At 38.4% G+C, this 19,302-nt stretch carries 17 protein-coding genes; 9 read left to right on the forward strand and 8 right to left on the reverse strand.

Going from position 1 to position 19,302, the window contains the following annotated elements; all coding sequences use genetic code 11:
• Positions 1–59 precede the first annotated feature (59 nt).
• Positions 60–749, forward strand: a complete 690-nt coding sequence (locus tag ACZZZK_RS08100; RefSeq protein WP_463483703.1) for an ABC transporter ATP-binding protein — start codon at positions 60–62, stop codon at positions 747–749.
• Positions 727–3,276: an ABC transporter permease gene (locus tag ACZZZK_RS08105; protein WP_463483704.1), complete on the forward strand. Its 2,550-nt coding sequence runs from the start codon at positions 727–729 to the stop codon at positions 3,274–3,276. The genes ACZZZK_RS08100 and ACZZZK_RS08105 overlap by 23 nt, the downstream gene beginning before the upstream one ends.
• A 179-nt stretch (positions 3,277–3,455) precedes the next feature.
• Here the strand turns inward: ACZZZK_RS08105 and hxlA are convergent, their stop codons facing one another.
• Together hxlA and hxlB are read right to left on the reverse strand one after the other, a co-directional pair.
• Entirely contained in the window at positions 3,456–4,088 is a 633-nt protein-coding gene (hxlA, locus tag ACZZZK_RS08110; protein WP_056851640.1) for a 3-hexulose-6-phosphate synthase, read from the reverse strand.
• A 29-nt stretch (positions 4,089–4,117) separates the two neighbouring features.
• Positions 4,118–4,750, reverse strand: coding sequence for a 6-phospho-3-hexuloisomerase (hxlB, locus tag ACZZZK_RS08115; RefSeq protein ID WP_463483705.1), 633 nt, complete (start codon positions 4,748–4,750; stop codon positions 4,118–4,120).
• A gap of 204 nt (positions 4,751–4,954) precedes the next feature.
• On the opposite strand from hxlB, the gene ACZZZK_RS08120 reads away from it, so the two are divergent.
• Entirely contained in the window at positions 4,955–5,818 is an 864-nt protein-coding gene (locus tag ACZZZK_RS08120; RefSeq protein ID WP_463483706.1) for an AraC family transcriptional regulator, read from the forward strand.
• Positions 5,819–5,907: 89 nt separating this feature from the next.
• Complete coding sequence (locus ACZZZK_RS08125; protein WP_463483707.1) at positions 5,908–6,450, forward strand: lipocalin family protein; 543 nt, start codon at positions 5,908–5,910, stop codon at positions 6,448–6,450.
• A 22-nt stretch (positions 6,451–6,472) separates the two neighbouring features.
• On the opposite strand, the gene surE is transcribed toward ACZZZK_RS08125, so the two are convergent.
• On the reverse strand, positions 6,473–7,213 hold the full coding sequence (gene surE / locus ACZZZK_RS08130; RefSeq protein ID WP_463483708.1) for a 5'/3'-nucleotidase SurE: 741 nt from the start codon (positions 7,211–7,213) through the stop codon (positions 6,473–6,475).
• Positions 7,214–7,279: 66 nt separating this feature from the next.
• Here surE and ACZZZK_RS08135 point away from each other — a divergent pair, with 66 nt between their 5' ends.
• From ACZZZK_RS08135 to ACZZZK_RS08145, 3 genes are read left to right on the forward strand one after another with little or no spacing between them, the layout of a single operon-like run.
• A complete protein-coding gene (locus ACZZZK_RS08135) occupies positions 7,280–8,200 on the forward strand; it encodes a diacylglycerol/lipid kinase family protein (protein WP_463483709.1) in 921 nt (306 codons plus the stop codon).
• A gap of 42 nt (positions 8,201–8,242) precedes the next feature.
• Positions 8,243–8,425, forward strand: coding sequence for a hypothetical protein (locus ACZZZK_RS08140; RefSeq protein WP_463483710.1), 183 nt, complete (start codon positions 8,243–8,245; stop codon positions 8,423–8,425).
• 31 nt (positions 8,426–8,456) lie between these two features.
• Positions 8,457–9,746, forward strand: a complete 1,290-nt coding sequence (locus ACZZZK_RS08145) for a GntT/GntP/DsdX family permease (RefSeq protein WP_463483711.1) — start codon at positions 8,457–8,459, stop codon at positions 9,744–9,746.
• Here ACZZZK_RS08145 and ACZZZK_RS08150 read toward each other — a convergent pair.
• The 4 genes from ACZZZK_RS08150 to ACZZZK_RS08165 all read right to left on the reverse strand — a co-directional run bounded on the left by ACZZZK_RS08150 (position 9,743) and on the right by ACZZZK_RS08165 (position 15,194).
• Positions 9,743–10,585 (reverse strand): alpha/beta hydrolase, encoded by an 843-nt coding sequence (locus tag ACZZZK_RS08150; protein WP_463483712.1) that lies wholly within the window; start codon positions 10,583–10,585, stop codon positions 9,743–9,745. The genes ACZZZK_RS08145 and ACZZZK_RS08150 overlap by 4 nt on opposite strands.
• A 77-nt stretch (positions 10,586–10,662) precedes the next feature.
• Positions 10,663–12,546 carry a M56 family metallopeptidase gene (locus ACZZZK_RS08155; RefSeq protein ID WP_463483713.1) on the reverse strand — a complete coding sequence of 628 codons (1,884 nt, stop codon included), beginning with the start codon at positions 12,544–12,546 and terminating at the stop codon, positions 10,663–10,665.
• A gap of 28 nt (positions 12,547–12,574) precedes the next feature.
• A complete protein-coding gene (locus tag ACZZZK_RS08160) occupies positions 12,575–12,964 on the reverse strand; it encodes a BlaI/MecI/CopY family transcriptional regulator (RefSeq protein ID WP_463483714.1) in 390 nt (129 codons plus the stop codon).
• A gap of 1,387 nt (positions 12,965–14,351) precedes the next feature.
• Positions 14,352–15,194: an NAD(P)-dependent oxidoreductase gene (locus tag ACZZZK_RS08165; RefSeq protein ID WP_463483715.1), complete on the reverse strand. Its 843-nt coding sequence runs from the start codon at positions 15,192–15,194 to the stop codon at positions 14,352–14,354.
• 160 nt (positions 15,195–15,354) lie between these two features.
• Here ACZZZK_RS08165 and ACZZZK_RS08170 point away from each other — a divergent pair, with 160 nt between their 5' ends.
• Positions 15,355–16,452: a DNA alkylation repair protein gene (locus tag ACZZZK_RS08170; protein ID WP_463483716.1), complete on the forward strand. Its 1,098-nt coding sequence runs from the start codon at positions 15,355–15,357 to the stop codon at positions 16,450–16,452.
• Positions 16,453–16,454: 2 nt separating this feature from the next.
• Here the strand turns inward: ACZZZK_RS08170 and ACZZZK_RS08175 are convergent, their stop codons facing one another.
• A complete protein-coding gene (locus ACZZZK_RS08175; RefSeq protein WP_463483717.1) occupies positions 16,455–16,904 on the reverse strand; it encodes an NUDIX domain-containing protein in 450 nt (149 codons plus the stop codon).
• A gap of 342 nt (positions 16,905–17,246) precedes the next feature.
• On the opposite strand from ACZZZK_RS08175, the gene ACZZZK_RS08180 reads away from it, so the two are divergent.
• Positions 17,247–19,265, forward strand: a complete 2,019-nt coding sequence (locus ACZZZK_RS08180; protein ID WP_463483718.1) for a tetratricopeptide repeat-containing sensor histidine kinase — start codon at positions 17,247–17,249, stop codon at positions 19,263–19,265.
• The last annotated feature ends 37 nt before the right edge of the window (positions 19,266–19,302 follow it).

The following is a 19,302-nucleotide window of genomic DNA, read 5'->3' on the forward strand; positions in this document are numbered from 1 at the left end:
AACAGGCAATGCCGGGTTATGTTTGGTAAAACATAGGTACAAAACTTTAATTCAAAAATTTGGAAAATATTTTAAACATTCAGAAAGTAAGTAAAATTTATCAAAACGCTGGGAGAGACCTTACTGTTTTAGATCAAATTAATTTCTCTATCGAAGCAGGTTCAACAGTTGCCATTACTGGCCCTTCCGGTAGTGGGAAAACGACACTTTTAGGTTTATGTGCCGGACTAGATCGGGCGAGTAGCGGAACCGTAGAATTAAATGGTATTGCGCTCGAAAAGCTAAATGAAGATGAACGAGCTGCCGTTCGAAACCAATATGTAGGTTTTATTTTCCAGAATTTCCAGCTTTTGCCAACATTAACGGCATTAGAAAATGTAATGGTGCCTATGGAATTGAGAGGTGCTAAAAATATTAAAGTCCAAGCGATGGAACTGCTTGACAAAGTAGGTTTGGCCGATCGTTCGCACCACTATCCTATTCAATTATCGGGTGGAGAACAGCAACGTGTATCGCTGGCCAGGGCTTTTTCTAATAAACCTGCAATTCTTTTTGCTGATGAACCTACCGGCAACCTCGATGCAGAAACCAGCGAAAAGGTAATCAAACTGCTTTTTGATCTGAATAAAGATTTCGGTACAACTTTGGTAATTGTAACCCACGATTTAGAACTTGCCGCCCGAACCAGCAGAACCATAAAAATTAAAGGTGGAGTAATTATTTCAGATGAAAACTCAACTTATGCCTAATCATATCCCAAAACAAAGTATCAGTTTTTCATGGCTTTTCAAAATGGCCTGGCGAGACAGCCGAAAGAACCGATCAAGGCTTTTACTTTTTATCTCCTCGATTGTTTTAGGGATTGCTGCTTTGGTTGCAGTATATTCTTTTAAGGATAATTTGCAACGCGATATTGATGCTCAGGCCAAAGAACTAACTGGTGCCGATTTAGTGCTCGACAGTAGAAAAGGAGTAAGTAAGGCGATGCAGAAGGTTATCGATAGTTTAGGCGATGAAAAATCTCAGGAAAAGACCTTTGCTTCGATGATCTATTTCGAAAACGGCGGTGGCAGCAGGTTGGTTCAAATGAAAGCCTTAGAAGGCAATTATCCCTATTATGGATCGATAGAAACCCAGCCGGCAAGTGCGGCAAAACATTTTCAAGAAGATAGAACGGCTTTAGTAGATCAAACCCTGATGCTGCAGTTCAACACTAAAGTTGGCGATTCTGTTCAAATTGGTGATTTAAAATTTAAAATATTAGGATCATTAATTAAAGCGCCTGGACAAAATGGGATTGCGGCAAGCGTAGCACCAATCGTTTATTTGCCATTAAAATATTTAGAAAAAACCAATCTGATAAAAACAGGCAGTAGAATTAACAATAAGTTCTACTTCCGGTACGATGATCCATCGGGTGTGGATGAATGGGTAAAAAAGAATGAGGTAAAACTCGAGAAGGAAGGTTTTGATGCCGATACAGTTGAATCTCGGAAAGAACAAACCGGCCGATCTTTCAAAGATGTAAATCGCTTTCTTGCACTTTCCGGCTTTATTGCATTGTTACTTGGTTGCGTAGGTGTGGGAAGCGCCATTCATGTTTACATTCAGGAAAAACTGAGCGCCATTGCCACTTTGCGTTGCCTGGGGCTAAAATCGCGACACGCATTTTTCATTTATCTTATCCAAATATTTTTTATTGGCTTAATTGCCGCCACAATTGGTGTTGTTCTCGGTACAGGCATTCAGTTTTTATTACCCTTAGTATTAAAAGATTTTCTGCCCGTTGAAATTACCATGCAAATTTCCTGGTCGGCGGTTGGTCAAGGTCTACTGCTTGGCTTAATCATTTCGGTGTTGTTTGCTTTGCCTTCACTCCTATCAGTCAGGAAAATATCCCCGCTCAATGCTATCCGTTTATCGTTCGAAAAAACACGTAGCAAAAGCGATTTTTTTACCTGGTTGGTTTATTTGTTAATGGCTGCATTTGTGGTCGGTTTTACCCATTTGCAAATGAAAACCTGGGTACAAACTTTGGCTTTTACGGTAAGCATTGGCGTTGCCTTTATTTTGCTGATTATCCTTTCCAGGTTATTAATGTTTTTGGTAAAAACGCTACTTCCGAAATCATCGAATTACTTATGGCGACAAGGGTTTGCCAATTTATACCGACCTAATAACCAAACCTTAATGCTTACCGTTTCTATTGGCTTATCCACGGCTTTTATCGGTACGTTGTTTTTTGTTCAGGGAATTTTAATGAGTCGGGTTACGCTTTCATCTGGCAGTAATCAACCTAACATGGTGATGTTCGATATCCAGAAAACACAAAAAAAGAGAATCGATAGCTTAACTCAAGCCTTTAAATTGCCATTGATGAACCAAGTACCCGTGGTTACGATGCGGATTGAAGAAATCAACGGAAAAAAAGCCAGTGCAGATACTAATAATCGAAGAGCATATCGAAACGAAATCAGGGCGACTTATCAAGACAGTTTAACCGCAGCTGAGAAAATTGTTAAGGGCAATTGGATTGGTAAAGTGAAGCCTAAAGAAACCATTTATATTTCTCTGGATCAGCGATACGCTGATCAAATTAACGTGGGCTTAGATGATAAGATTCTCTTTAACGTACAAGGCATGATGATTCCGACGGTTGTTGGAAGTTTAAGGGAGGTAAATTGGAGTCGGATGCAAACCAATTTCAGGGTTGTTTTCCCTGCCGGGGTACTGGAAGAAGCGCCACAGTTCCACGTACTCATGACCCGCGTACCTACAAGTGAACTATCGGCTAAATTTCAGGGTGAAGTGGTTAAAAACTTCCCGAATGTATCGGTGATTGATTTAGATCTAATATTAAAATTGCTGGATGAAATCCTTGATAAAATTGGTTTTGTTATTCAATTTATGGCAGGGTTTAGCATGGTAACTGGCTGGATTGTTTTGGTATCAGCGGTACTTACAAGCAAAAATCAAAGATTAAAAGAAAGCATTTTATTAAGAACACTTGGTGCAAGCAGAAAGCAGATTTTAGCCATTAATGCTATTGAATATTTCTTCTTAGGAGCCTTTGCAGCGGGAGCCGGCTTAATTCTGGCTATCGGCGGAAGTTGGGCTTTAGCTAAATTTAGCTTCGAGGCTATTTTCATTCCTCCCTTTTGGGCAACATTAGGCCTTTTCGGATCAGTTGTTTTTATTGTGGTAATTACTGGGGTGTTAAGCACAAGAAGCATTTTAAATCAACCACCGCTTAAGATATTAAGAACAGAAGGGTAATCTGGTACTTCATAAAAAAAGGAGGTTGTCTCATAAATCAATTTATCTTTGAATCTTGTCACGTTGAGCTTATCGAAACGCCTCAAAAGGCATATTTAGCAAGTCCTTCGACAGGCTCAGGATGACATTTCTTATCTATGATACAGCCTCCTTCTTAAATGTAATTAAAACTACTGAGATTAAGCAGCATCAATTGCTTCACGAAGTGCTTTTGCTGCAGCAGCAGGATCTTCAGCACCATAGATAGCAGCACCTGCAACCACCACTTTTACGCCAGCTTTAACCACTGCCGTTACGTTTTCAATGTTTACGCCACCAGCTATTGAAACTGGAACACCCACTCTTGCCGCCTCATCTATTAAAACCTGAATAGAATAACCGGCTGTCCACTGCTCATCTAAACCGGCGTGTAGTTCTACAAATTCAACGCCCAGTTCCGTCACTTCCTGTGCTCTTTTTACCCTGTCAGGATAGCCAATGGTGTCTACAACAACACCTTTTCCATGTGCTTTTGCAGCTTTTACTGCGCCGATAATAGTAGCATTTCCAGCTGCGCCCATCACGGTTACTAAATCGGCTCCAGCTTTAAAAGCAATATCAGCTTCCAGTTCTCCTGCATCAGCAGTTTTCAGATCAGCAAAAACCAGTTTATCTGGATGGGCATTTTTCATCGCAGTGATTACGCTTGATCCAATATTTTTGATTAAAGGTGTACCCAACTCTATGATATCGACATAGGGTGCAACTTTCGCTGCCAAAGCCAATGCCTCTTCTGTTGTTAATAAATCGATTGCTACTTGTAATTTTGCCATGATTTGTTTTATAAATGATAAATATGATTTTACTCTAAATTTGAATGGTTCTTCCAAAGCACTTCTGCAGGCTTATTGCTTAACTTCCATAGAGATTGAAAAATGGCATCATTAAGCAATAAAAGAAATTGCTCGAATAAACTACCTGCATATTGACTGGAAATTTTCTTGCTATGATCCTGCTTTTCTGCTGCAGGAATAATGACGGTATGAGTTGCCAGCTCGGCCAATTTCGATGTTGAGTTTGTGGTTATGGCCACCAGCTTCGCCCCTGCTTCAATTGATTTTTCTGCTGATCTGACAATCGTTTCAGTGGTGCCCGATCCTGACGCAGCTATCAATAAATCGCCTTTTTTGATGGCGGGCGTAGTGGTATCTCCAACATAATAAACGCTAAAACCCAAGTGCATCAGGCGCATGGCTGCTGCTCGCATTGCAAAACCTGAACGACCAGCCGCAGTAATGAAGATATGATTGGCCTGTTGGATCTGATAAATAACTGGGATGATTTGCTCAAGCTCCAGCCGTTTAGCTAGATTTAAATTTTCTTCTATAATGTGGTTCAAATTGGTTTGTAAACTCCATACCAGCTGTTGATTATCTATTGTTTCTAATTTCTTTTTGTCCTTTTCCACCTCTTCCATTAATGTCTTAAGCTCCATTCCTGATGATTGATTTGTTGCTCAAAGGTAGATTTGACTCTGCTGTGTTTAGTTATACTTTCAGCCATTATTATGGTACAATAAGGAAATTCTATCCTTTAAAAGTCATAAATAGTTAATGATACCTGTTAAGTTTCCGAATAGTCCTCCATATGTTCCTTATTATCCAACTGCAAAGAAATTAAGTGTTTAACTTTGATGGTGATGAACACAGCAAGCGATTTCAATCTGGAAAAATCAGTTATTTACATTAGAAATCTAAATAACTGCCCACCGAGCTACCTTAACGATCCAAGCCGCAAAGAATTTTTCGAAATCGTATGGCTAAAGAATGAAAATGCCTTACATGCCTTATCGCCCCATTCGGAAATTGACAGCAAGGGCGACTGGATTTATCTTATCCCACCCTATCGAGTTCATCAACTTAACAAAGCAGGGAAGAATGGCGAATTGATATCTTTCAAACGATCTGTGCTTGAGGGAGAGGATAAAGAATTTTTGTTAGATCTGTTTAAAATATTCAATGTTCAGGGAGAATTTTCCTGCCTTAGGCTTGATGGAGAAACCGCAAAGGAGTTAGGCGCCATTTATAGCCTGATAGAGAATGAATATCACAAATCAGAAAATAACTTAATCATCATCAAAGCATTACTTAAAGTTTTTATTTTAAAATTAATACAAGTCAAAGAGCACGATTTTACCAGCCAGGATATCAACCAGAAAAGAGTTTATGAATTTTTGATGTTGCTGGAGAGCAATTATCAACAAATTAGGAACACAGATTTTTACGCTGGTAAAATTGGAATCAGTTCGAAGCGCTTAAATCAAATTTTGAAAGATAAGCTGAACAAAACAGGCATGCAAATTATTCATGACCGTATTATTTTGGAAGCGAAAAGGAAAATCATCCATAGCGAACTTACCATTAAAGAAATATCTTATGATCTTGGCTTTTCCGATCGGCCTTATTTTAGCAGATTTTTCAAAAAACAAACCAACCAAACCCCCGAAGAATTTCAAAAACAAGCTAAAAACCATATCGAATCGAAATTTAACACTTTGATTTAGTTCAGCGTTAGGTTATCATTATGTTAAATATCGATCTATCAAAAAACCTTTTTGCTGAACAGCTGTTCAATTAATCTAAAAAGATACACATGAACAATAAGCTAAGAAATGCAATATTACTAGCCACTTTAGGCGTGATCATTATTAGTTATGCTAGTTGCAGTGTTTCTATTCCGCAGGGCGCTAAGGCAATTAAACCTTTTCAAAAAGATAAATATTTAGGAACCTGGTATGAAATTGCCAGAATGGATTTCAAGTTTGAAAAAGATTTAAATAATGTAACGGCAACCTATTCGCTTAATGATGATGGAACCATCAAAGTTGATAATAGAGGATACAACTACGTTAAAAAAGAGTGGAAGGAAAGCATAGGCAAGGCCAAATTTGTAAACGAAAACGATGAAGCAAGATTGAAAGTTTCCTTCTTCGGCCCATTTTATGCAGGTTATAACGTAATTGAAATTGATAAAGATTACCAATATGCTTTAGTTGTAGGGAATAACCTGGATTACCTTTGGATTTTATCGCGGACGAAAACGATTCCCGAAAACATCAAACAGGCTTATTTGAAAAAAGCACAGGGTTTAGGTTATCAAACTGCAGATTTGGTCTGGACAAAGCATGATCAATAGCCGACTATCAATCATGCCTTTTTTAGTGGTTTACCTCAATAATATCTAGTTTACCTGATAGTTCGCTTTCATTGGTTAAATCCAACCGTAAAGGCGTGATGGATACAAAATCATGCTCCACAGCCCAGCGATCTGTATTTTCATCGGCTGGCTCGAGTGGCGTTACCGTAATCCAGAAATGCTTTCTACCCATCGGATCCTCACCTGGAACCACTTGTCCATCATAAAGTCTAACGGATTGCCTGGTCCATTTGATATCTATCGGCTTCGGCGGGAAATTTACATTGTAAAGCCTCAAATCATCGTTTTGCAACAGAATTTGAAGTGTTTGCTCTACAAAAGGGTCAATTGCACTAAAATCAGGCTCCGTTTTACCAACTGGTGTACTTAAGGCAATTCCTTTAATGCCTAATAGCACTGCTTGCTTAGCGGCGGCTAAGGTACCCGAATGCCACATGGAGTTACCCAAATTTGGCCCCATATTAATCCCCGATAGCACCACATTGGTATCAGGAAACATGTGCAGGCCCAAGGCGACACAATCGGCAGGAGTTCCATTTACACGAAAGGCATCAACGTTTTCGAATGTTATTGGTGATGATTTGATGGATAACGGCCGCGAGTGTGTAATGGCATGCCCCATTGATGATTGTTCTACATCGGGAGCTACAATCCTTACTGTGCCGAAGCGCTGTGCAATTTTTGCTAAAGCTGCAATCCCCGGACTATAGATACCGTCGTCATTTGTGATGAGAATATTCATGATCAATAGTTAAAATTATGTGCTATACTTTAAAACCTAATTGACAGCGATATTGTTCCAATCAATATGAAAAAGGCAGATAAATTGGTTCGTTTAGTTCATAATCCAACCGCTGGAGAGGGGAAACATTCCAAAACAGAGATTATAAAGATCATGAAATCCTACGGTTACAAGTGTTCTTGTGTGGCCTCGAACAGTAAATCGTTAAAAGATATAGCACCAGAAACCGAGTTTATTGCGATAGCCGGCGGCGATGGTACGATTCGTAAAACGATTATGAATTTGTTAAGCAAAAAGCTAAAATTTAAAAGACCTATTGCTTTGCTTCCTTTCGGTACAGCCAATAATATTGCTACATCATTGGGAATTACTGAAGATGTAGGAAAAAATATTTCTACCTGGGATTCGTATAAACTTCGGAATTTTGATGTGGGCCAGGTGTTAGGTTTGGAAAAAGCAGCTTACTTCATAGAAGCTGTTGGCTTCGGACTTTTTCCTAAACTCATTGAAACTTTAGAGAATACCAACACCGATCACATTAAATCTACCGAGGATGAATTTGAACTTGCGCTCGATACCTTACTGAAAATATCACAATCATACCCGGCAATTGCTTGCAGGATAGAAATTGATGATCAAGTAATTGAAAAACATTGTTTGATGGTAGAAGTGATGAATATTTCCAGATTAGGGCCAAACTTAAAACTTAGTGAAAACGCTGATCCTGGTGATGGTTTCTTTGATGTTGTTATTGTTCCAGTAGAAAAGCGAAAGGTAATGGAGAAATACATTCAGGATATCCTTACTGGTAAAAAAACTGTCTTCCCGATTAAGCCGATTCAAACCAAAAAACTAAACATTACCTGGAAAGGGTCGGACATTCATATCGATGATGAAATTAAAAATGACGGAAAGGAAATCAACTTAACAATTTCATTATTGCACAGCCTTTTAGAAGTAATTGTAAATAAAGAGGAGTTAAAGTAAATTTTCTATCCGTATTTATTGTTTAAATAATACATTTACTACATGATCAGATTAAACAGTGAAACGCCTGATGATGTACTCCGGGATGTTAAAATTGGCGATATGGTAACCGATACCTTTAGTAAAACCGGCCTGGTGGAAAGCATTGAGATAGACGACGACGGTTTATACAAAATTTACGAATTTTATCTCGTCACGGGAAGAACAATCATTGTAAAAAAGTAAGTCTTAAAGATATTCCCTTAAACCAACAACAATGTCAATACTCATTCTGCTACTCGGAATTCTGGTTCTCTTTGTATTGATCTTGAAAAAGATTAACCCGATGATTGCCTTATTGGCAGTTGCTATTTTGACTGGTTTGTTCCTGGGTATGCCTGCTGCAAAAGTAATGAGTTCGATTACCAGCGGTGTCGGCAGTACGCTGGGCAGCATGGTAATGGTGCTTGCCCTTGGTGCTATGATGGGGAAATTAATTGAGGATAGCGGTTCCGCACAGAGAATTGTATTTATTCTGATTAAAGCTTTTGGCAAAAACAATATCCAATGGGCGGTATTAATTACCGGACTCATGGTCGGCATCCCATTGTTTTACAATGCCGGTTTTGTAGTTCTGATTCCTTTAGTTTTCGCCATATCCGCTGCTACAGGTCTTTCGAAGTTATACATCGGCTTACCAATGGCTACCGCTCTTTCGGTAACACATGGCTTTTTACCACCACATCCTGGTCCGGTTGCATTAGCAGGAATTTTCCATGCCGATATAGGCAAAACGCTTATTTACGGCTTAATTTTAACCTTGCCAATTGCCGCAATTGCTGGTGTTTTCTTTCCGCGATTAATCATCAAAAAAGATCAGCCAATCCTATCCACTTTAGTCATCGAAGAAGGAAAAAATTTACCTTCTGCCGCCAGAAGTTTTATTACCGCACTGCTGCCTGTTTTCTTAATCGTTGCCGGAACCGCCGGAAGCAGTATAAGCTTTCCTTACGTTGGGAAAACCTTTTTTGTTTTTCTTGCAGATCCAACGGCGGCTTTATTAATTTCTGTACTGATTACCTTATTTCTCCAACAGAGCAGTATTGAGAAAGCAATGGAATCTTGCGCCGAAGGTGTTAAAAGCATCGCCATGATTATCTTAATTATCGCTGCCGGTGGTGCCTTTAAACAAATCTTAATTGACAGTGGAATGGGCGAAACGGTTAAAACTTTAACTGCAAACCTGAGTCTTTCGCCATTAATTTTAGCCTGGCTAATTACTGCAGCACTTCGGGTTACACTGGGTTCGGCAACTGTAGCTGCACTTACCGCTTCCGGAATGGTTTTGCCGTTAATTGGCCCAAGTGCGCCTCCAGAGTTAATGGTACTTTCGGTTGGCGCCGGCAGTTTAATGTTTTCTCACGTAAACGATACCGGTTTTTGGATGTTTAAGGAATATTTTAACCTCACCTTGAAAGAAACTTTCAGCACCTGGACCATGATGGAAAGCATAGTATCTATTTTAGGCTTGATTGGGGTTTTAGCTTTAAACCAGTTAAACTTTTAGTTATTATTTTTATTAAAAAACTTACTGAAATACATCATTTGGTAAGCAACGGCATTCTCCCAATACTCAAAATTGTGAGCTCCGGGCCTTACTGTAAAATCATGAGGAATATTGCGGGCCGTTAATTTATCATGCAGCGCCACATTAACATCATAGAAGAAATCGTTCCGGCCAACATCAAATATAATGGCCAGTTTATTCGGACTTAAAAGATGTGTTAAATTAATCACAGTATTGGCTTCCCAACGTTCAGGAAACTGGTTGTAGGGACCAAGCCTTTTTGCTATACTCCAGTTTTCAGGAAAAGGTCTGATGTCTACTCCTCCGCTCATACTTCCACAGGCACCATAAACATCCTGGTGCCTGAAAGCGAGATATAAACCTCCATGACCGCCCATACTTAAACCTGTTATTGCCCGGCCATTTCTATCTGCAATAGAGCGATATTTCCGATCAACAAATTCGACCAATTCTTTTGAAACATAAGTTTCGTATTGATAGGTAGGGTCGACCGGGCTATCGAAATACCAGCTGGTTACTCCTCCATCCGGGCAAACAACCATCATCCCAAAATTGTCTGCTAGTTTTTTAACAGCCTCTTTGTCTTTGGTGTTCAATAGCCAATCAGAATACTTACCCCCAGCACCGTGTAATAAATATAAAACCGGAAATCGTTTTGATGAAGCTTCATAATTTCGAGGTTTCACAACAACAGCCTTAATGTCCTTATTCATCACATTACTGTGAGTAAGCACCGTATCAACAGTTGCTGCAAAACTTAGCTGCGATGATAGTAAAACTATAATTGTTGCAAGGCAATTGAATATTCCTTTTCTCATATCTGAAAGATGATTTTCGACTGAAAGTAGAACATTTTCATCATAAAGCAAAATCACTTATGCGGCAGCTAACAGATTTATTGTTTCGTAGTCTTTGTTACGTTTACCAGATAACTTAACGAATGGCTATCACTTTCCAAAAATTTTGATTTGTATTGTGTGTGAAGACTTTTACTTTGTTTTACTCCATTTACAAGCAGGTTATTTTTATCCAAAGAAAATGAAACTTTTGTGGTATTGGAAATTAATCCATCATTCAATAACTGAGTGATGATTTTATTTGAGTTGTCTTTTCCATTCTCAACATGCACACTCACAGTATTCCCTTCACTTACGGTTGAGTGGCTACTCACTTTTGGTGGAGTGGGCGGTGTAGCGGGTACTGGTGGAGCAGCATTTAATCGGGGCAAAGGCGGTGCTGGTGGCGCTATTGGAACAGGTGAATTATTTATCCTTGGCGTTTTAGGTGGCTTCGGAGCTCTCGGCACACTACCCATCTTTGCTGGTTTTTGAAAATTTCTAGAATCCTTTGCTGCCTGTTTGGCATCAATAATCGCCTGTTTAGAATCTTCTTCAGCAACCCTGGCATCGATTACAGCTTGAGCCGCATCTTTCTTTGCTACCTCAGCGTCTTTTTTTGCTACCTCAGCATCAATTACAGCCTGCTTTGCGTCGATTACCGCCTGCCTGGCATCGCGTTTTGCTTGTTTAGCAATCTCTTCATAATCAGTCTGATCCTGCTTACCAGATGATTTTTTGGTCGGCTTATTTTTCTCTGTTGCCTTCCTTTCTGCAGCTTTTATTTTCTGCTCAATTTCCTTTTCCAACTGCTCGGCAGATTTATTTTTCTTCGCTGTATCCTGCACCGCTAGAATTGAGTTAGAAATAGTTGTTCTACTTATTGATGCTGCCTTGCCTACATTTTTAAAGGCTGCAGTAAAAATCACAGTGGAAACCAATGCGATGGTTAATATTGTCTTTTCCATTTTATTTAAAGTTGAATTGGTATTAAATAACATTCTGCTTGCCCGATGTAGCAGGCTACCGTTTTTTCCATTTATGCCCATTGCATAAGCAGGTGCACGCTGCTTAAACTCCTGACAAAAAATTAAGGCCTTAACATAATTTTTCCTGTCGTTTACACATGCAATGGCCAAATCATCGCAACAATGTTCGCGTTCGGTTTTAATAAGTTGCGATACCCACAATACCGCTGGATTAAAGAAGAATACAATTTCGATAGCACTCTGTAACAAGTTCACCAGATAATCCCTGCGCTTTACGTGTGCCAGTTCATGAGCCAAAATGGCCTCCACCTCTACGGTGCTCAACCCGTTTAGTAAACCTAGAGGGATTAAAATGAGTGGTTTCAAATGGCCAACCACCAACGGCACTTTCACAATTCCCGATTCCAACATTCTTACCTCTTGATTTAAACCAAGTTTACGGGATAGCAAGTCCAAATGTTCATCCCAGATTTTGCCAGCCGCATAGGTTAGGTTGTTTCTTAAACGATAAATGCTGCTTAAACCAACAAGTAACTGCACACTTTTACCACAAATAATTAAGAACCAAAGCAATACAATTTGATAAGCATATGAATTCCAGATGTTCAAAACCTTATTTAGGTTCGCAAATAAATCAAACTGAATAGCAGCTATAAACTGGCTTTGGCTCGAATTGGCTAAATGAATGGCCACCTCAGTGGTTTGTTTAGCATTTGTATTAGCGGCTTGATGGTTTAGTTCCAGATAAAATGTAAGGGAAATAGCGAAAATGAATAGCAATAAACAGCCAGTAAGCAAATTATAACGAAGCTTTGCACTTGCTTTTCGGGCGACAAACATAATTGCGCCTGAAATAATGGCCAGCATTACGCCCATCCATAAAGAGTGAAATAACATGTTGCCCAATGCATTTAACCAGTTTTCGGGCAAAAAATCAAAATGTTTAAAATTCATAATTGTGGTTCTTTAGAATTTTTAATATTTATTCCATACCCTCCAATAGCCGCCTAATATCTTCAATTTCTTCTTTCGAAGTTTTTTCATTGCCTAAAAGTTGCATCATTAATTGCGTTGCAGAGCCTTTGTACAAAGTGTTTACAAAACGATCGAGCAGTTGAACTTTAGTTTTTTCTTCGGCCTCAACAGGGATATAAATGTGCTTCATTTGGCTCTCATCACGTTTTAAAATTCCCTTTTCGGTTAAAATTTGCATCTGTTTCAACGTTGACGTATAGTTTACCTCCCTATTCTCGTTCAGTTTTTCGTTTACAAAGCGAACGGTAGAGGGACCGAACTCCCAAAGCACCTGCAGAATTTCTAGTTCAGCTTTGGTTGGTTCTGGCAAATTCTGATCAGCTTGATTATTCTTCATAAATTAAAGGTACGATATTTTTCGTACGATACAAATATTACCTTATTTTATATTTTTATGTCGAGTTGAGGGATAATTTATTTTATAAAAAGCAATATGAATAACTTAAACTGTCTTTCCTGGGACGCGGCCTTTTCAGCCAACGAAGCAATCTCAATTGCAAAGTTTCAAAAAACCATGGTCTCTGTCCTCATAGACCATTTTACAGTTTCGATCTGTGGGGGACACAGACCGAGGATAATAATCACAACCTAGCAGCATAAAATTAGGAGCAGTCATAACAATAATTGCGACGTATGAAAAATCGATTTCGCAAAACGAAAAGTTAAAAAAGTAAATGGTAGGACGGCGAACTTTAATATTTGGTGTAAATCTATAAGACATTAAAGAAACCACGAATCCTTTACTACTCTTGCCGTCATTCCCGCGAAGGCGGGAATCCTAAAGCGATAACAAGTATAAATCACCAGTCGAGTTGAGGGATAATTTATTTTATAAAAATCAATATGAATAGCGTTAAGAACGACCGTTTCTGGGAGGCGGCCTTTTCAGCCAACGAAGCAATCTCAATTGCAAAATTCAAAAAACCATGGTCTGTGTCCTCTCAGACCATTTTACAGTTTCGATCTGTGGGGGACACAGATCGAGGATAAGAATCACAACATAGCAGCATAAAATTAGGAGTAGTTATAACAACCTTCGCGAGGTATGAAAAATCGATTTCGCAAAAGGAAAAGTTAAACGTTAATGGTAGGACGACGAACTTTCATATTTGGTGTAAATCTATAAGACATTAACGCAACCAGGAGTCCTTTACTACTCTTGCCGTCATTCCCGCGAAGAAGGGAATCCTAAGGCGATAACCAGTGTAAATCTCCAGTCGAGCTGATGGATAATTTATTTTATAAAAATCAATATGAATGGCGTTAAGAACGGTCGTTCCTGGGACGCGGCCTTTTCAGCCAACGAAGCAATCTCAATTGCAAAGTTTCAAAAAACCATGGTCTCTGTCCTCATAGACCATTTTACAGTTTTGATCTGTGGGGGACACAGACCGAGGATAATAATCACAACATAGCAGCATAAAATTAGGAGTAGTCATAACAATTATTGCGAGGTATGAAAAATTGATTTCGCAAAACGAAAAGTTAAAAACGTCAATGGTAGGACGACGAACTTTGATATTTGGTATAAATCTATAAGACATTAAAGCAACCACGAGTCCTTTACTACTCCTGCCGTCATTCCCGCGAAGGCGGGAGTCCTAAAACGATAACAAGTATAAAATACCCATCCGAGCGCAATATTGTTCTTGAAATTAAGCGAATAATTTATCATGAAATGCATGATTTAGGAACAACTATCAGCTGATCTGACCCGAAATCTCTTACTTTAAAGCTTTAATTACGGCAATTAAATCCTCCTCACCATATTCAGCTTCAGCATTTTCGAAAGTTTTCAACGCAGTTTTTGCCAACGGCGAAGAGATTCCTTCAGCTTTTGCCAGTCTTAAGTCCTTAACAATGTGCTTCAAAGCAAATGCCGGTTTATAATTTTCAGCAAGAATGGCATCGCCCTTTATTTTAGTAAAAACATTACTAATCGCGGCGTTGTTAATGAGGTTCAAAAGATCATCAGTTCTAATTCCATTTTGATTGGCAAACAAAACGGTTTCGGCTAAACCTTGTGTATATAAAGCTAGCAACGAATTGATAGCCAATTTGGCCTGATTGCCCGCTCCTACTTCTCCAACACGCAGGGTTAACTTCCCTAATTTTTCAAGTACAGGTTTGGCTCTTTCAAAAACCTCTTCTTCGCCGCCCACCATAATCACAAGCTGCCCAGTTTCTGCCTGCTTAACGCTTCCCGAAACAGGAGCATCCAAATAATCGATCCCGTTTAGTCTGCATTTTTGATTCATCTGTTTAGAGATACCAGGAGAAACAGTACTCATATTGATGATGATTTTACCTTTTGCACCTGCAGACAGTAAACCATTGTCACCTTCAAAAATTTGTTCAATTGCCTGATCATCAGAAACCATTAGAATTACAATATCTGCTTTCTCTAAAAGTGCTTGTGGCGTATCAGCAGTAGTTGCACCCATTTTTTGCAACTCACTTTCTTTACCTTTACTCCGATTATAAACTGCAACCTGATAAGCTGCATCAATGAGTTGAGTGGCCATCGGAATTCCCATATTACCCAAACCTATCCATCCTATATTCATATCATTTTATTTTTAAGTGGTAAACAAATTTGCCAAATAAATGGCTCAATAATTAATTTTCGATAAATGATTTCATTTATGGTTGAAATAGATGCCGGTTGTTAAAAACATTTCAATAATCCATATCATCCAAAGTTTAAATTTGCTTAACCAAAATGATATGTTACTCAAAAATTTATACTCATCAGCCTTTTACAACAGATTAGGATACGCTTTATGCGTTTCGATTCCTGATTTCGACAAAGCTCAATTTATTAAAAATATTTACACTTCAGATTTTGAATCTAAAGAACTGAAAGAACGAATGAAACATACTACACGGGTATTAAAACAATTCATGCCTGATGACTATGTCGCCACTATTTCGCTCCTAAAAATATCAATTGAGCAATTCCGAATTGCCGGAATTGGAGAAGATGGATTGGCCTTTATGTTTCTGCCCGATTATTTAGAAACCTACGGAATTGATTATTTTGAAGAATCGGTAGAGGCACTTGAATTTGTTACTCAATTTGTAAGTTGCGAATTTGCTGTTCGCCCTTTTATTTTAAGATACGAACACAGAATGATAGAAAAGATGCTGAAATGGTCAACACACTCCAGCCTTAAAGTAAGGCGATTGGCCAGCGAGGGTAGCCGACCAAGACTTCCCTGGGCCATGGCGATTCCTTTTTTAAAAAAAGATCCTACATCGATCCTGGCGATTTTAAACAATTTAAAACAGGATTCATCTGAATATGTGAGGAGAAGCGTGGCAAATAGCTTAAATGATATTGCCAAAGATCATCCTGATGTGGTGATCAAGGTTGCGCAAAGTTGGTCAGGATTAAGCCCAGAAACAGACGCTATTATTAAACATGGCAGCCGAACGCTATTAAAACTGGGACATCCAGAAATTTTGCAACATTATGGCTTAGACGATCAAGGTATTATTATGCAAGATTTTCAGCTCATCAGTCCTGAAGTTAAAATTGGCGAAAGCCTTTCTTTCGCTTTTACCATTAAAAATTTAAATAGTACTGAAAAGAAAGTGAGGTTAGAGTATGCCATTTACTATAAGAAGCAAAATGGGCAGAACACCAAAAAAGTATTTAAAATTTCCGAACGCATGTATTTTGCAGGCGCTGAAATAAGCGTTCTTCGCAAACAAAAATTTATATTAATAACCACCAGAAAATTTCATTTAGGAGAGCATCAAATTGCAATAATCATTAATGGAGCTGAAAAGGAACTATTCGCTTTTGAGTTACTCGCTTAATTTTATAGGTCTCGCAATTCATCAAGTAACGGAATCTGCCGATCTTTAATGGCTACGCAAGCCTTTTGATAATTAAACCAATCGCCACGATCTACTTCAACAAAATCCTGCATTGTGCCAGATTTTGGCGGCCATTCCATCTCGAAGGTATTACTCACTAGCGAAGAAGGATCAAAATCGCCTTCTACTGCCCAGCAAAGCACCTTTTTTCCTCCTTTTTGTGTAATAGGACTTAATGGGACAAAGTTACCTGTTACAATTTTTCCAGTCTCCTCTTCAAATTCTCTTACCGCAGCTTTTAATGGCTCTTCATCACCATCAAGTTCTCCTTTTGGCACAGACCAAACGCCTTCATTCTTTTTGGTGTAAAATGGGCCACCAGGGTGAACTAGAAAGAATTCTAGCTCGTCATTATTCTTACGGAAAAGAAGCAATCCAGCACTTAATCTCATTTTCTGAATTCAATAATTGATTAGTAAACATTACAAAAAATTTAAAAATAAGTTTTTACAATTAGCGTTCGAAACATATCGCTGTAAAAGTTTCCGAAAATCGCAAATATATGGCGAAGCCAATCATTGCACCTGTTACGATGCATTTAAAAGAATCATAATATCAATTGATGATATAACGAATTTTGCACGCTAGAACCCGTCTTTATCTAAAAATTTAGAAAAATAACGGCTAAAGTATTCATGTTGTGATAAAACTATTATATTTATAAAAGTTAATTGTCCCTCGTATTGCATTCAAAAACTAAAAGGTTACCGCTTTTTATATTCAAAAACTTGTTTTTGACTGGACTTCTATTAACCATTTTTTCCTGCAAAAATTTCAAATCTGAACCAGAAGACCACAATGAATTTTTAAGCAAATTTATTGCCCAGGCCGAGGTAATCAATAGCGAAAAGGCTTTCCCTTATTTAGATTCCTTATTGCGTACCATGGATAACCCTGGTTATGAAGATCGGTACATGGTGGCTTACTTCAAACAGCGTATGTATGTAAGTTTAGCCACCAGCCAAAACGAAGAAGCAAATTTACGCACTTCACTTCTGTATGCGGACAGCATGGCTTATTGGGTTGGCTTGTCAAAAGTACCAGGGAAATACCTCAAGCAAACCGCTCAATGTTACCTCTCCAGAGGTGATGTTCTGGTTAAAATGAAACGTTATTCAGCTGCCTATAAAAATTATTTTCAGGCAAAACAGTTATTAAAAAATGTGCCGAGAAGTAGAATTAGAGTAAATTCTCGTTTAGCAGATGCCTGCTACAAAAGTGGAAAATATAGGCAAGCCGCTACGCTATACCTGGAAGCCTGCAACGATGAAGTGCTGGATAAAGGTGATTTTATGAGTTTTGTTAATACCCAACTTTATTTAGATAATGCTGGTTTAAGTTATGCAAATGCAGGGATGATTGATAGTGCGAAGTTTTACTATCGGAAAGCGCTGACCTACATCAATAAAAATGAAGCTACATTTAACTATGAACCTTATTTTATAAAATGCGCAAAGGCGGTGGTTTATAGTAACCTGGCAGAAATTTACTACACTGAATATGACCTACAGACGGCCGCGTTTTATTTCAAAGAAAGTATCCGATTAAATGCTCCACCGCGTAACGACCAATATTATCAGCAACAGACAAAAATGAGCCTTGCCATGCTTTATCTTAATTTAAACGAGATAAAACCTGCCGAAGCTTTAATGAAAGAGGTAGCGGCTGAAATTCAAAAACCCTCAGTCAGTTATCCAAAACTGAAGTGGAATAAGCTTCAGATCGAATATCTAAATCAAACCGGACAGACTGCAAAAGCCAAGCAGCTTACCCCTGTTTACATCAAACTGCTCAACCAAGCGAATAAAGAAAAACTGGAGGTTACAAATACAGATTTAGGTGCAGAATTTTTTAATCTGCAAAAGGAATATGAAATAAAGTTATTGAAGAAAGATCGCCAGGTTGCCATACTTTATTTAATCATTGCTACAATTGTATCGCTAACCACGCTGATTATCCTGTTCCAGCTTTACAAAATTTGGAAGGCTTCCAAAAAAACAAATAGCCATTTAAATATACTCAATAGCCAGCTCAATGATAAAAACTTCGATCTGGAACAAACACTTTTTGCTTTAAAAGAAAGCCAGGAGGAGAACAGAAAAGTAATGGATCTCATTGCTCATGATTTGAGGAGCCCAATAGGCGCTATCGTAAGCATGGCTGGCTTAATAATGGACGGTGATGATATTAAAGAAGAGGATTACAACATGATGAACCTGATTAAAAATACAGGTAAAGATTCTCTAAAGTTTATTGATGAATTACTGAAGTTGAAATCACAGCAGTCTAATAATATCGAAAAAGAAAATGTAGACTTGAAAGATTTACTGAATTATTGTATAGATATTACCAGACACAAAGCGGTAGAAAAAGATCAGAAACTAGAATGTATAAGTGATCCTGTTCACATTAAAATTAACAGAGAAAAAATCTGGCGTGTCATTAGTAATTTAATTACGAATGCGATAAAATTCAGTCCTAAAGACACGACTATAAAACTTCAGACAACCATCGCTGAAGATCATGTCGTCATCTCGGTAAAAGATGAAGGAATCGGCATTCCCTCAGAGCTTAGTGAAGCTATTTTTGAGATTGATGATACCAGAAAAAATAGAACCGGTACAACGGGCGAACAATCTTTTGGCCTTGGACTAATTATTTCTAAACAAATTGTAGAGGCACATGGCGGCAAGATTTGGTTTGAAAACAATAACGATAAAGGCACTACTTTTTTTGTTATGATACCTAGATAACCACATCCGCCAACACGACAAACCGTTACTCCTATTA

This window comes from Pedobacter sp. AC163, assembly GCF_979258665.1.